This window comes from Nocardia sp. NPDC051756 (assembly GCF_040681495.1).
Lineage (GTDB): Bacteria > Actinomycetota > Actinomycetes > Mycobacteriales > Mycobacteriaceae > Nocardia.
Genome location: NZ_JBFAYV010000004.1, coordinates 54,991 through 68,563 on the forward strand (window position 1 = coordinate 54,991; position 13,573 = coordinate 68,563).

Here is a 13,573-nt window from a genome sequence, read left to right on the forward strand (position 1 = left end):
AAGTACGGCCGATTCGAGCGCTGGTTCCGGCCCTGACGGCCGAGCCCGTTCTCATACGGGTCTGGTGACCATCGTCGACATCAGCTGGATCCGAGGCAGCACCGTGACCGAAACGTCGACACTCACCCGCGCGCGAGCGCCCCGCACCTATCGCGGCACCGACGACTACACCAACCTGGAGCCGCTGTTCGCCCGCCTGGCGACGCTGGCCACGGACGACCCGTACCGGCGGGTGCTACGGCAAGAGCTGATCACCCGAGCGCTGCCGCTGGCAGAGCACATCGCCCGCAAGTACGCCGGCCGCGGCGAGAACTTCGACGACCTGCTCCAGACCGCCAGGGTCGGCATGGTCGCCGCGGTGGACCGCTACGACCCCGACTACGGCGCGTCCTTCGTCGCCTTCGCGGTGCCGACCATCATGGGCGAGGTCCGCCGCCACTTCCGTGACTACACCTGGGCGGTGCGAGTTCCGCGGCGGCTCAAGGATATTCAGCTGAGCATCGGACCCGCGATCGACGTGCTGTTCCAGCGACTCGGCCGGATGCCTAGAGCGGGCGAGATCGCCGTGGAACTCGGCGTCGATATCGTCGATGTCACCCAGGCGATGATCGCGCACAACGGTTATCAGACCTCGTCGATCGACGCGCCGTCGGAGAACGAGGGCGCGGGGGCGTCGCTGCTGGACTCGCTCGGCGTCGAGGTGCCGGATTATCGGACCATCGAGGACATCCTCGCGGTGAAGCCGTTGATCGCCGCGCTGCCGGAACGCGAGCGCGAGGTGCTGTTCATGCGGTTCTTCGAGGCCAAGCGGCAGACACAGATCGCCGCGCACCTCGGCATCTCGCAGATGCACGTCTCGCGGATTCTGTCCAAGACCTTGGATTCGTTGCGCGAGAGTGCGTTACGCGATTGACCGGTCAGTACCAGTGGTGCGCCTGCCAGAAGTCCCAGGCGCCGATCGGGCTGCCGTAGCGCTTGTTCATGTAGTCGTAGGTCCAGCGGATCTGCGTCACCGGATTGAACGGCCAGTCGGCGCCGTGCGTGCCCATCTTTTCCGGCGGCAGCGCCTGGCCGAGACCGTAGGCGCCGCTTTCCGGATTGACGGCGAAGACATTCCAGCCGCTTTCCCGCGTGATGATGTTGTCGAACGCCCAGAAATGATGCGGCGGCACCAGAGTCATCGCCAACGCCTTGACCGCGGCGCGCGGCATGGAGAGGACGGAACCGGCCGGCTGGGTTTTCCAGCTGCTGGACGGCGTCGCGCAAATCGGCGGTGCATCGGGGGCCGCGCAATCGGTGGCGACGGCGTGCGCCGGAGCGGCGAAGAAGAAAAGGGCACAGACGGCAGCTGCGAGGGTAGGAATGAAGTACCGCATCGTCGATTCGGTCCTTTCGTATCCATGGGTGAATCTCAAAGCCGGTAGTGCCAATTCAGCAAATCACTAGTAACGGGCGTTGCCGCGCAGCCGCTCCGGAGTGTCCGCCAAATGAATACAATTGCCGCAGTCACGAAAATGCGTACGTCCGGCGTGTCGCCGCGCGACCGCGGAGGGGGACACGGCGACACGCCGGGTCGGGTGATCTTCAAGTGGTGCAGGTCAGCCACTTCCGGCTTCGCTTGAAATGAGCCACTACCTGCGAAAACACTGCCGCGCGGCGGCGCACGGCAGTGCTGCTTTTCAGCTATTGTCCCTGTTCATGATGACTACCCCGGGTCGGACGCGAATTCGAAGCCGTCTCGCCGCGTCGGTGGTGGGGGCGATCGTGGCAGTGCTGGTTTCACCGTCTTCGGCAACCGCCGACGGCACGCCGGTGCCGAAGCCGCCGCCGAACGCGAAAACGGAGGCGCAGGGCGAGAAAGCGGAGACGCCGCCGCGCATTCGTGGCACGAACTGGGCGGGTTATGTCGTCACCGGCAATTTCAAGAGTATTTCCGCGGAATGGGTCGAGCCCGAAGTCGCCTGCTCCGATACCGGCGTAATTCAGCGGGTCGTGCCGTGGGTCGGCTTGAACGGGACGCTGGTCAACGGCAAGCAGGCCTTGCCGTTGATGCAGACCGGTTCCGAGGCGATCTGCGTGAGCGCGGCGGGCGCGCTGGCCTCGCTGCCCGGCCTGGCCATCGTGAATCTGGCGAGCGCGACGGTGGCCAATAATCCCGCGTGGTTCCGCAATGCGATCCGGGCCGCCGAGGGCGTGAACAAAGATATGGGCAACGCCGCCTCCGGCGCGTGCGCCGCGGTCGGCACCGGCTCCGCGCCCGGCGCGGCGATGTGCGCGCAGCAGACGTATCGGATGGCGTTGTGGGAGGCGTATCCGGCGAATCCGGTGATCTATCCGGATGTGACGTCGGCGCCCGGCGACAAGATGCAGGCCTCGGTCACCTTCGACGGCCACGCTTACACCATGACGGTGGCGAATGTGACGCAGAATTGGACGCGCACCACTGTCGCGCAGTCCGACGCTCCGGCGCAGACCGCCGAGGTCATCGTCGAAGGTCAGCTCAACAGTGCCCTGCCGGGATTCAGCCCGGTCGTGTTCACCAATGTGAAGGTCGACGCTAAGCCGTTGTCGGCGTTCAAACCGGTGAGTTACTCGATCGGCGCGACGAACGGCGAGCTGCACCCCGGCCCGATTGCCCAGGGCGGCACCAGCTTCACCATCGCCAAATAGGTCGCTACTTCGCCGCCGGTGTGGGCAGCGTTGGCGGGCCGGTCAGCGGGCCGGACGCATAGTACGCGCGGCAAACGCCAGCGCTGTCCAGATCGGTCGCGGCTTCGATGACCGACTTTCCGTCCGGCGCGGGCAACAGCGCCGAACTGTAGTTCTTGCAGGGCGCGTCGGTGACGCCGTCGATGACGATCGGCGCGGCCATCTCATACCAACTACCTTCGCCCAGAGCGTCGTTGGCCAGGATGGTCCGCCCGGTACTCGGCGTCATCGTCCCGTCCACGGCCGACACCATCTGACCGGACAGCAGAATGCTGCCGTTCGGCCCGGGGCCGGTACTCCACGCCGGATAGGGCGCGTGCTGGGTGTATCCGCCGTCGACGCCGGCGCGCACCATGGTGCCGAGGAAACGCGGATCGCCGTAATTCCAGCCGTCCGTCGATCTACGGAAATAGGCCAGACACTGATGCACCTTGTCGGTATTGCAGATCTCGTAGCTCAGGAAGTACGAACCGTCCGGCAATCGGATGGCATTGGCCATGCCGGGCCGGACGTATTTCACGTCGCTGACCACGGTGTCGCTCCGGTTCACCCAGTGCACGCCGTCGGGGGAGCGGACCTGCACCAATTTCTGGCTGTGGTCGCGGCTGTCGGTCTCGTCGGAGTAGAAGGCGACGAGTTGCCCGTCCGCCGACATCGACAGGCTCGGTTCCCACGCACTCGGTAGCAGCGGTCCCCAATCGGTGAAGCTGAACAGGCTGTTCGAGGTCGCGATGCTGGACACGAATTCCCAATGCGCGCCTAGATCCCGGCTCGCCCATAGTCGTTGTTCGACATGCCGCAGCACGACATCGAGCACATCGGAGAACACCGTATCGGCCCACAGCAACGTTCCGGCCGGCATCGTGCCGACCGCGGTCGGCAGTTCGAACAGCGCCGAACAACACAGCTGATTGTTCTTCTTGGACAGCGAATCGGTAATCGTGCCGCGCTGCTGAAAGGTCTTGCCGCCGTCGACACTCGCCATGATCGCACCGGTTTGGTTCAGCGTATTCACGCTCGCCACGATGGTGCCGTTGGCCGCGCCATTGTGTTCGAGACGGATCAGCCGCGGATAGAAACTGCTCTCGGGATACAGCAGTTGGCGAACCGGAGCTGGTATCGGCGGTTCCGCAGCGGCCGCCGGCCAACTCAACCCGACCCCGATAACGGTGAGCAACACCCCAACCCGGCGCAACCGATACTCCCCTCGAGTCGAACAACGATGGCTCGCAGAAATTTCCCGTGGAAACTCGACGTTCTCGATACAGAGCGGAGATCAGGGAAATCGTACCGAATCGAGCGCCGGGGCCGGCCGACCTGAACGGGTAATCGCGGGCCGTGTCTGCGCTAGTCGTTTCCGGCGATATCGGCGGCGAGGGTTTCCAGTTGCTGTTCGAGGCGTTCGGCTTCGGCGCGGTCGCGGCCGATGGCGACGTATTCGATCGCGCCGGTCACCGGATCGTCGGTGCCGACGACGATGCCGCACCCGCGCGCCGCATCGAAGTGCAGGCCGGCGCGGACCAGGTGTTCGGCGAACTCGGTGATCCGCGGCACGCGTAACCCGTTGCGGGTCAGCAGAACACGGTGGTGCAGGTAGTCCTCGCCGATCAGGCGGCGGCCGATCGTGTCGATATTGGTGACTCCGCCTGCCCTGCCGTTGAATTCGGTGTAGGTGAGGCGGTGATCGGCGCCGACGATGGCGTCGATGTTGATCAGGCCGTGGTAGCCGAGTCGTTGGGCGCTGAGCGCGATCTGCTGGCTGTCGGCGCAGAACTGGGCGTGCACGGTCGCCGGTAGGTCCTGCGGGGGTAGGACGAAGCCGCTCCACCTCGGTTCCATCCGCATCTCGCCGTAGTTGCGCAGCACCGGGGCGCCGGCTGCGGGGATGCAGAGCTCGCTGGACAGGCTGCGGGAATCCGGTTGGTAGACCTCGACGATGAACTTCGCCGGCGCCATGCCGCGCGGCAGGTCGAGCGAGTCGCCGAGGACGAGGTCGTGGTCGTGCAGCGCGCGGGGCAGGTCGGCGGCGAGGTCGCCGTCGAGCCGGAGCACCTGGGCGGCGCCGAAGCCGGTGAGATCGGCGTCGGTGGTGATCAGGGTGTTGCCGAGGCCGCCGGAATTCTGGTCCTGTTTGACGATGACCGACCCGGTCCGGCCGATGAGTTCGAGGACGGTGTCGACGAGTTCCGGTCCCGCGTCGACCGCATAGCCCTCCGGCACCGGCGTGCCCGCGGCCAGCGCCAAGGCGCGGAAGACCGCCTTGCTGTTGACCAGCGACGCCAGATCCTGCGCGTACGGCGCGGCATCGGTGTCGAGGCCGAGCAGCCGCTCCCAGTGCGCGACATCGCGATCGCGGATGTAGCTGGCGACGGTCCAGTCGCGTCGGTGGAAACCGCTGGCGTCGAGCAGATTTCGGACCTCGGCGACCAGTTCGGCGTTGTCGTGCGGGTACCACTTGATGCCGCGGTAGTCCTGCATGCTCAGCACGGCCGGAACCGCGCCGGACAGGCCGAGCAGGTCGGCGAGGTAGTTCAGGAAGCCCTTGTCGATCGGGCCGGGGATGACCGCGATGTCGTCGGCCGCCAAGCTCCAGAGCATCCGGGCCGCTTCGATATCGCAGCCGCGTCGCGGTATCGGGGGCAGGTCGTCGGGGCGGGCGGTCATCGCGCGGCTGTGCGGGTTGGCGAGCACGAGTTTCGGCATGGCCGTACCTTCCCTGTCCGGTCGGCCGGCGAACGCCGCGACTACGCCAACCCTATCCACACCGTCGGTGTCGACGTCGGTTGATCAAGTGCAATGACGTGCGGCGCAATACATTTCGACGCGCATAGCAGACTGCCCGAGGTAGATTCACTTCGGCAATCGGAGGCCGCTCCGTCGAGACCATGGTCGGTGAATCGTGACAGATGTAGAACCACTGCTCGTGCGCGCTACCTCCGGCAAAGGGCGAGGCGTATTCGCGGCTCGGCGATGGCAGGTGGGCGATCTCGTGATCAGTGCGCGGGTGATCGCATCGGTTCCGGAACGCACCACCCACTCGTTCCAGACCGCGATCGACACCCACCGCGAATTCGACGAGCCCGCACGCCTTTTGAACCACTCGTGCGAACCCGATCTCGGCATCCGGGACAACGCGTTCGGCGCCTTCGATTTCGTTGCGCTGCGGCCCATTTCGGACGGCGAAGAGTTGACTTGGGACTACGCCAGCTCCGAATATCGCAGCATCGCCGTGCCCGAATGTCATTGCGGTGCAGCGACTTGCCGTCGAACCATTACCGGCTACAAATATCTGACACCGGCCCAGCGCACCCGGTTGGCGCACATCGCAGGCTATCTCGCCGACTACTGACCGTCGCCGTCGAACCCTGAGATTCCGCCGATATTTCAGCGATCACCTGCGCGGCGCTGATAGCGTTGGCGTCCCTGGGCCGACAGCAGTACGGCTACCCGAGACCTGGAGATCACCGTATGCCCCATGCTGGAATCAAGGAACTGATCACCCTCGGTCACGAGCAGAAGTACATCACCCACGCCGAGATCAACGAATACGTTCCGGAGGCCGTCGGAGATCGCGATCAGTTCGTCGGCATCATCCAGATGCTGGACGCCAGGGGCATCCCGGTCTACGAGACGGATCCGGTGGACTGAAGCTCGACTGAACGACTGACCTCATCCCGCGCGGTTGCCGCGGAATTGCTCCTTCCCTCTTCCGCTTTCGTAGAGCCCAATCTGCGGGCAGGCCGATCCAGATGCCACGCAGGTTCGAATACGGAATGGCGGTGGTATCGCCGAATCGGTTGTCGGTGAGACGGAGGGATGAACTGTGGTCGTTCGAGCGCGCGGTGCACGTTCGATGGTGGGGGTTGCGGCGTTGCTGGCGGGGATGGTGCTGGCGACCGGGCCCGCGCAGGCGGAGGGGTTGCCCGCGGGCTGCACCGGGGCCGTGACACCGGGCAACGACACCATCACCTGCACCGACAACCTCGGCGACAAGTCGGTGATCGATACGGGGGATGGCGACGACACGATCGTGATCGACGGCGACGTGCTCGAGGGCACGGTGGTACTTGGTGGCGCGGGCAAGGACAAGATCTCGGCGCGCAACGTCGGCCGGTTCCTGTGTCCGGCGGAGGGGATCGGCGCCAACGACGTCAATGGCGGTGTCCTCGACGGCGGTCCGGGCGACGACGAGATCACGGTCGGCGGGCAGGATCGTCCGGCGGCCTGCGACGCGGCCATCCCGAAAGGCCCCGGCGGCAATGTCGGGCGACACGGCGCGGTCGTGGGCGGTCCGGGCAACGACGTGATCAAGGTCGGCAGCCTCGGCTACCTCTTCCAGCCCGACCCGGCCAAGCCGGAGACCACCGCCGGCGCGCACGGCGGCCGGGTGTCCGGCGACGAGGGCGACGACAGCATCACCATCGACACGGTCAGCCAGGGCGAACGCCCGCCGAGCGGCACCGCGCCGGACGCACCCGACGCCGTGTTCGGCGGCGGCGGCAAAGACACGATCGCGATCCACCGAACCGTCGGCGCGGCCGACATCTACGGCGATGCCCTCGCGCCCATCCCGGACGCGGGCGGCGACACCATCACCGTGGACGAGATGACCGGCGGCTGGGTACACGGCGGCCCCGGCGACGACACCATCACCGGCGGCAAACTCGGCGGCTCGGGCGCCGCGCTGTGGGGCGACGACGGCAACGACACCATCAAGGCCGCCGACATGTACCTCGGCGCCAGCGTTTTCGGCGGTGACGGCAACGACGTGCTGTCGGCGGCCTCGCTCAACAAGGACGGAAACTCCCGCGCCGCCACCCTGATCGGCGGCAACGGCGACGACAAGATCGACGTCGGCACCGTCGGCACGGCCGACTCCGTGGTGCTCGGCGACGGCAGCGACTTCGCCAGCGGCGCCGACCCCAACGCAGGCTCCGGCAAGGACACCATCACCGCGATCGCCAACAACGGCAGCATCTTCGGCGGCAACGACGACGACTTGATCACCATCGACGTCAACAACAATCTGGTCGACGGCAGCGCAGGGAAGAACACCTGCACCATCAAGGGACAGGGATCGAGGGGGTCCGTCACGGCCTGCGAACAGCCGTAACGACCGGTCCCGCAACCGAACAGCGCTCAGGGCGCGGGTTCGAACCAGGTCGGCTCGTCGGACAGCGCGCGCTCGAGCCGCATCAGGTCGTGCTCGGGCAGGTCCGGCAGTGCGGCCGGCTCGAACCACGCCACCTCCAACGATTCGTCGTCGTTCACCCGCGCCGAACCGCCGACCGCCCGGCAGCGGAAGGTGATGTCCATGAACTGGCAGATGTCCCCGTTCGGATAGGTGTGCGCCGGCATCGCCCGGACCAGCACGATGCGCTCGGCGACGCAATGAACGGCGGTCTCCTCGAACACCTCTCGCACCGCGCACGCCGCCGGCTGCTCCCCGGGCTCCGGCATCCCGGCGGTGATCGCCCACCTGCCGGTGTCCGCGCGCCGCCCGAGGAGCAGCCTGCCCTCGTCATCGAAGACCACGGCGCCCACGCCCGGCAGCCACAGCAGTTGCTTGCCCGCGTCGGCGCGGATGGTTCGGATGAAATCGGGAGTTGCCATGGTCCGACAGTATTCCGTCTACCAGGACCGACCGTGGAGATCCCTTAGAGATTTGCGTGTGATTGCACAGAAATGCGTTCGGTGATTATTTCGTTATAGGTTGCGTGTCGCGCTTGCTGTTCGATGGAATGTGCCGGAGCATGGCTTGCGGATCCGATGGAATCACAAAACACCCGGTGTTCTCGAAATCCATTCACGGTTCGGTGCGCTGTTCGCGCCGGGCCGGCGGAGGTCGGAGGAACGCACCATGGCATCCATCGCCGAAGCTCGTAATCATGGCTCTGAGCAGGGTAAACGAACTCGCGTGCTGACGATACTGGTCGTCGCGACCGCGGCGACGAGCTCTCTTCTGCTGTCCGCCGCGCCGGCTCCGGCCCGCCCACTCGGGCTGCCCGACAGCGGAAGTGTGGAAATTCCCGGCGAGGTCACTATTCCGGACAATTCCGATATGCGGAATTCGGTCGCCGAGCGGGCGCTCGACGCCGCCCGCTCTAAAATCGGCGCACCCTACGGCTCCGGCGCGGCCGGCCCCGACGTCTTCGACTGCTCCGGATTGGTGCAGTGGGCCTACCGCCGAGCGGGCCGTGACGTGCCGCGCACCAGTGGCGAACAACTCGCCGCAGGCACCCCGGTGGCGCAGAGCGAACTGCGCGTCGGCGACCTCGTCTCGTTCTACGGCGGCGGCCACTCCGGCCTCTACGCGGGCAACGGCACCGTCATCCACGCCGGAACCGAAAGCACCGGAGTCGAACTCGCGCCGCTCGCGTCCATGCCGTTCGCGGGCGCGCGACGATTGTGAAATTCGAAGCGCAAGCGGACGATTGAATCCGCTCGTCGCGGGGTACGCGGCCGGTAACGGGCTGTATCGGACTGGTCGGCACGACCTAGGCTGAGCCCGAGCATGTTTCGAGATCGATAGGCGTTGCGGTAGCTGGATACCGTGGTCGCCCCTGAGAAAGGGGACACGGTTGTCCTTTCCGCTGCAAAACCCTGATGGCACCCTGCCCGAGCACGTCGCGGTCTCGCTGGGCTGGGACCCGTCCGAGGAAAGCCTGTTCGTCGATGTCGACGGCACCGTCAGCCCGGGCAGCCGGATCGACTTGAACTCGGCGGCTTTGCTTTTCGCCGGCGAGGTCCTGTTCGACGCGGTCTACCACGAGCAACTGGTCTCCCGCGACGGATCGGTCGCGCACAGCGGCGACAGCCCGACGGGCGACGGCACCGGCGACAACGAGGTCATCACCGTCGACCTGGCGCACATGGCGCCGGAGGTGACGACGGTGATGTTCCTCGTAACCTCGTACTCGGAACAGAGTTTCGCGCAGATCGACAACGCGTACTTCCGCCTGCTCGACACCACCTCCGGCGCCGAGGTCACCCGCTACGTGCTGAGCGGCGGACCGCACACGGGGCTGGCGATGGGCAAACTCGTTCGCACACCGCAGTGTTGGTACTTCGTCGGGATCGGCGAGGGAATCTACGCCCATCACGTCGTCGAGGCGGTCCCGCAGATGGCGCGATTCCTGGCGTAGCCGTCACAGCGGCCGGTACCCGGCACCGATCTCGCCGCGCGCGTTCAGGTCGTTCATGATCGTGCTGATGTTGGTGCCGACCTCCGGCCCGAAGCAGCCGACGCCGAGATAGGCGTTCACCATGCCGACCAGTGTGCTGCCGATCACTACCGGCGCACCGGAATCGCCCTTCATCACGCACATTTGGGTCCAGGTCTCGGTGGCGGTCGCGCGCACATCACCCCACACCACGCCGCAACTCGTCCCACTGGTGCTGCCGCGCTTGCACACGATCGCCGGGAACTGAGCGGGCCCGCCCATTTCCGTGATGGTGGTGCCGCCGACGTGATTCACCGGCGTCACGCGCTGCTCATCGAATTCGATGACCGCGTAGTCCAGGGTGTGGTCGGTGTAGGCGAACCGGCCCACCGCCGCGCCGGCCGGATCGCCTTCCACCACAACGGTTGCGCCCGGCGCGCCGCAGTGGCCGGCGGTCAATCCGACCAGCCGCTGCGCGTTGTCCCGGCCGATGGTGGTCAGGGTGCACCCGACCCGCGAGTCGACCAGGATTCCGGAACCACCGCCGACGGTCGGCGCTGCATCTGCTGTGGCGGAGGGCGTTCCGAGTAACGCGGCGGCGGAAGCGGCGGCGAAGACGAGTGCGGTTCGTGACACGAGCATGACTCCTCTGGATCGAACTCCCGGTACCGGCTGGCCGGGTCTTTCGCGAGATTCCCGAGTCGAGCGTTTCCAAACAGGCTACGCCGCAATCGAATTCGCCTGGCGGCTAATCGAGGTCGAGCAGCGTACGGGCGCCGGCCGCAAAGGCTTCGGGGTCCTCCAACTGCGGATAATGGCCGAGGCCAGCGAGTTCGACCACTGTAGCCGCCGGACGCAGGGCGCGCAGTCCGTCCAGCACCGCCACCGTGGCCACCGGATCCACGGTGCCCCACAGGAAGCCGAGCGGTTTGTCCCAGTCCCGGACGGCACCGTGCCAGCGGTCGGCGTGGGTCACCCGTTCGTCGAGGTAGGCGGTGAGCAGATGGGTGATCCGATGGCCCTTGGCCTGCGTGAGCAGCGCCCACTGCGCCGCGGCCTCGCTCGCCGTCAGCGGGTGTGTCTTCGAAAACAGTTGCGCGAACTCGCGAGTGAAGACCGGGCGGTTGGCCAGCCGCGCGGCCACCGGTCCGAGCGGACCGCGCAGGATCTTCTGGATCGGGCGCAGCGAGGCCTTCTCCAGGATCACGCTGCCATTGCTCAGCACCGCGCGGTCGAGGGTGCAGGTCAACGAGCCGTCGATGTCCCGGGCGAGCAGCTCGGTGGTGACGGAGGTGCCCATGTCATGCGCCAGCACGACGATCGGCCCCGTTACGGAGGCCGCGACCACCTCCTCGACGATGTCGGCCTGCTCGAACAGGCTGTAGTGATGCGGTCGCGGCTTCTCCGACAGCCCGAAGCCGAGGAAGTCGATCGCCAGCCAGGCCCGTCCACCGAGCCGGCCGACGACCTCCCGGAAGTCGAATGAGCTGGACGGATACCCGTGCAGCAGCACGACGGTGGGCCCGTCGCCGGGCGCGGAGCGAACGAACACCGAGCCCGCTCGCGTCCGCAGCTGACGCCCACCGTCGCGCCACTCCTTGACCTGCATCAGTTGATCAGTCCGCGTCTGGTGAGCAGCGGCTCGATCTCGGGCGCGCGGCCGCGGAAGGATTCGAAGGCGACCAGCGGGTCCACCGAGCCGCCGCGGGAGAGCAGCTCGCGGCGGAAGGCGGTGCCCTTCTCGCGGATCGAGGCCGCGCCGTCGTCGAACCAGTCGACGGTGTCCGCGTCCAGCACCTCGCTCCAGATGTAGGAGTAGTAGCCGGCGGCGTATCCGCCCGCGAAGATGTGGGCGAAGTAGCCGGTCCGGTAGCGCGGCGGGATCGCCTCGATCGCGAGGCCCGCCTTGCGCAGCGCCTCCTCCTCGAACGTCTCGGCGTCCGCGCCGGCCAGCGCCTCGGCGCTAGGGACCCGGTGCCACGCCCAGTCCAGCAGTGCCGCGCCGAGGTACTCGACGGTGCGGAAGCCCTCGCCGAACCGTTCGGCGGCGGTCATGCGTTCGATCAGCTCGGCGGGCATCTGCTCGCCGGTGTCGATGTGCCGCGCGTAGTTGGCCAGCACCTCCGGGTGCGCCATCCACATCTCGTTGACCTGCGAGGGGAACTCGACGAAGTCGCGCGGCACCTCGGTGCCGGAGAAGAACGGGTAGCGCACGTCGGAGAACAGTCCGTGCAGTGCGTGGCCGAACTCGTGGAAGAGCGTCCGGACGTTGTCCCAGGTCAGCAGGGCTGGTTCGCCGGCAGGCGGCTTGCCGATGTTGAGGTTGTTCACCACCACCGGAAGTGTTTCGAGCAGCTTGGACTGGACGACCAGTTCGTTCATCCAGGCGCCGCCGTGCTTGGACGGGCGGGCGAAGAAGTCGCCGAGGAACAGGCCGAGCGCGCTGCCGTCCGCGTCGAACACCTCGAAGACCCGGACCTCCGGGTGGTAGCCGACCAGGTCGGCGCGCTCGCGCAGGGTGATGCCGTAGACCAGCTCGGCGGCGTAGAACACGCCGTCGCACAGCACGCGCTCGAGTTCGAAGTAGGGGCGCAAGGCGTCGGCGTCTACCGAGAAGCGCTCGGCGCGCACCCGCTGGGACCAGAACTGCCAGTCCCAGGAGCGGAGTTCGCCCTGCATGGCCGCGGCTAGCTCGGTGGCCTCGCGTTCCGCGTTGGCCACTGCGGGCGGGACCAGGCGGCCGAGCATCTCTTCCACGGCCTCGGGGGTCTGCGCGGTCTGGTCGGCCACGGCGTAGGCCGCGTGGTCCGAATAGCCGAGCAGTGCGGCGCGTTCGGCGCGCAGGGCGGCGATCCGGACGGCGAGGTGGCCGTTGTCGATGTCCTTGGTGAAGCCGCGTTCCAGTGAGGCGCCCATCACGCGCTGCCGCACGTCCCGGTCTGCCAGCTGGGCGAGCACCGGCTGGTTGGAGACGTTCTGCAAGCTCAACGCCCAGGCACCTTCGCGCCCTACCGATCGGGCGTTCTCGGCCGCGGCGGTCACCGAAGCGGGGGTGAGCCCAGCCAGTTCGTCCGCGCGGTCCAGCACCACGGTCGCGGCGTTCCTGGCGGCCACGTTGTTCTGCCCGAACTCGGTTGTCGCCGCCGCGATCTCCGTGTTGAGTTCACGCAACCTGGCCTGACCTGCGGCATCCAGTCCGGCGCCCGCCCGGACGAACCGAAGGTGGTACTGCTCGATCAGCCGCAGTTCTTCGGCGTCCAGGTCCAGCTCGGCGCGACGGCGATGCAGGGACTCGATCCTGGCGAACAACGCGGGATCGAGATGGATGGCGTCGCGGTGTGCGGCCAGCTTCGGCGACATCTCCGCCTCGATCGCGTCGGTACCCGCGCTGGAATCCGAGGACACGATGTTGAAGAAGGCATTGGACACCCGGGCGAGCAACGCGCCCGACCGTTCGAGCGCCACGACGGTGTCGGCGAATGTCGGCTCGCCGTCGACGGCGGTGATGGCGGCGACCTCGGCCAGTTGCTCGGCCATGCCGCGCTCGAACGCGGGCACATAGTGCTGCTCGTCGATCTCGGCGAACGGGGGCAACTGGTAGGGCAGCGGGCTGCGCTCGAAGAACGGGTTGCTCGTCATATCTGAACCCTATGCCGGATCGACGCCCGCCGATGTGGGGATTGCGCCGCGCGGTGCGTGTG

General features: G+C 66.9%; 14 protein-coding genes. 7 read left to right on the forward strand and 7 right to left on the reverse strand.

Annotation, left to right across the window (positions count from 1 at the left end; translation table 11 throughout):
• Nucleotides 1–175: 175 nt before the first annotated feature.
• Nucleotides 176–913: an RNA polymerase sigma factor SigF gene (locus tag AB0M22_RS17260; protein ID WP_364729762.1), complete on the forward strand. Its 738-nt coding sequence runs from the start codon at nucleotides 176–178 to the stop codon at nucleotides 911–913.
• A 4-nt stretch (nucleotides 914–917) separates the two neighbouring features.
• Here the strand turns inward: AB0M22_RS17260 and AB0M22_RS17265 are convergent, their stop codons facing one another.
• Nucleotides 918–1,376: a lytic transglycosylase domain-containing protein gene (locus tag AB0M22_RS17265; protein ID WP_364727218.1), complete on the reverse strand. Its 459-nt coding sequence runs from the start codon at nucleotides 1,374–1,376 to the stop codon at nucleotides 918–920.
• A 388-nt stretch (nucleotides 1,377–1,764) separates the two neighbouring features.
• On the opposite strand from AB0M22_RS17265, the gene AB0M22_RS17270 reads away from it, so the two are divergent.
• Nucleotides 1,765–2,670: a G1 family glutamic endopeptidase gene (locus AB0M22_RS17270; protein ID WP_364727220.1), complete on the forward strand. Its 906-nt coding sequence runs from the start codon at nucleotides 1,765–1,767 to the stop codon at nucleotides 2,668–2,670.
• A 4-nt stretch (nucleotides 2,671–2,674) separates the two neighbouring features.
• Here AB0M22_RS17270 and AB0M22_RS17275 read toward each other — a convergent pair whose 3' ends face one another.
• Both AB0M22_RS17275 and AB0M22_RS17280 read right to left on the reverse strand, forming a co-directional pair.
• Nucleotides 2,675–3,904, reverse strand: a complete 1,230-nt coding sequence (locus AB0M22_RS17275; protein WP_364727223.1) for a hypothetical protein — start codon at nucleotides 3,902–3,904, stop codon at nucleotides 2,675–2,677.
• Nucleotides 3,905–4,056: 152 nt separating this feature from the next.
• The gene (locus tag AB0M22_RS17280) at nucleotides 4,057–5,412 is read right to left on the reverse strand and encodes a peptide ligase PGM1-related protein (RefSeq protein ID WP_364727226.1); all 1,356 of its coding nucleotides are present in this window, start codon (nucleotides 5,410–5,412) and stop codon (nucleotides 4,057–4,059) included.
• 196 nt (nucleotides 5,413–5,608) lie between these two features.
• Between AB0M22_RS17280 and AB0M22_RS17285 the strand changes: the two genes are divergently transcribed.
• From AB0M22_RS17285 to AB0M22_RS17295, 3 genes are all read left to right on the forward strand, one after another.
• Nucleotides 5,609–6,058: an SET domain-containing protein-lysine N-methyltransferase gene (locus tag AB0M22_RS17285; RefSeq protein ID WP_364727228.1), complete on the forward strand. Its 450-nt coding sequence runs from the start codon at nucleotides 5,609–5,611 to the stop codon at nucleotides 6,056–6,058.
• A 119-nt stretch (nucleotides 6,059–6,177) separates the two neighbouring features.
• Entirely contained in the window at nucleotides 6,178–6,357 is a 180-nt protein-coding gene (locus AB0M22_RS17290; RefSeq protein ID WP_150403419.1) for an RNA polymerase sigma factor region1.1 domain-containing protein, read from the forward strand.
• A gap of 205 nt (nucleotides 6,358–6,562) precedes the next feature.
• On the forward strand, nucleotides 6,563–7,822 hold the full coding sequence (locus AB0M22_RS17295) for a hypothetical protein (RefSeq protein WP_364727232.1): 1,260 nt from the start codon (nucleotides 6,563–6,565) through the stop codon (nucleotides 7,820–7,822).
• Nucleotides 7,823–7,848: 26 nt separating this feature from the next.
• Here the strand turns inward: AB0M22_RS17295 and AB0M22_RS17300 are convergent, their stop codons facing one another.
• On the reverse strand, nucleotides 7,849–8,322 hold the full coding sequence (locus AB0M22_RS17300) for an NUDIX domain-containing protein (RefSeq protein WP_364727235.1): 474 nt from the start codon (nucleotides 8,320–8,322) through the stop codon (nucleotides 7,849–7,851).
• A gap of 304 nt (nucleotides 8,323–8,626) precedes the next feature.
• Between AB0M22_RS17300 and AB0M22_RS17305 the strand changes: the two genes are divergently transcribed.
• Together AB0M22_RS17305 and AB0M22_RS17310 are read left to right on the forward strand one after the other, a co-directional pair.
• Nucleotides 8,627–9,121: a C40 family peptidase gene (locus AB0M22_RS17305; protein WP_364727238.1), complete on the forward strand. Its 495-nt coding sequence runs from the start codon at nucleotides 8,627–8,629 to the stop codon at nucleotides 9,119–9,121.
• A 151-nt stretch (nucleotides 9,122–9,272) separates the two neighbouring features.
• On the forward strand, nucleotides 9,273–9,854 hold the full coding sequence (locus AB0M22_RS17310; RefSeq protein ID WP_364729765.1) for a TerD family protein: 582 nt from the start codon (nucleotides 9,273–9,275) through the stop codon (nucleotides 9,852–9,854).
• A gap of 3 nt (nucleotides 9,855–9,857) precedes the next feature.
• Here the strand turns inward: AB0M22_RS17310 and AB0M22_RS17315 are convergent, their stop codons facing one another.
• The 3 genes from AB0M22_RS17315 to AB0M22_RS17325 all read right to left on the reverse strand — a co-directional run bounded on the left by AB0M22_RS17315 (nucleotide 9,858) and on the right by AB0M22_RS17325 (nucleotide 13,511).
• Complete coding sequence (locus AB0M22_RS17315) at nucleotides 9,858–10,514, reverse strand: serine protease (protein WP_364727240.1); 657 nt, start codon at nucleotides 10,512–10,514, stop codon at nucleotides 9,858–9,860.
• Nucleotides 10,515–10,620: 106 nt separating this feature from the next.
• Complete coding sequence (locus AB0M22_RS17320) at nucleotides 10,621–11,481, reverse strand: alpha/beta hydrolase (RefSeq protein WP_364727242.1); 861 nt, start codon at nucleotides 11,479–11,481, stop codon at nucleotides 10,621–10,623.
• Entirely contained in the window at nucleotides 11,481–13,511 is a 2,031-nt protein-coding gene (locus tag AB0M22_RS17325) for a M3 family metallopeptidase (RefSeq protein ID WP_364727244.1), read from the reverse strand. Before AB0M22_RS17325 ends, AB0M22_RS17320 begins: the two co-directional genes overlap by 1 nt.
• Nucleotides 13,512–13,573 lie beyond the last annotated feature (62 nt).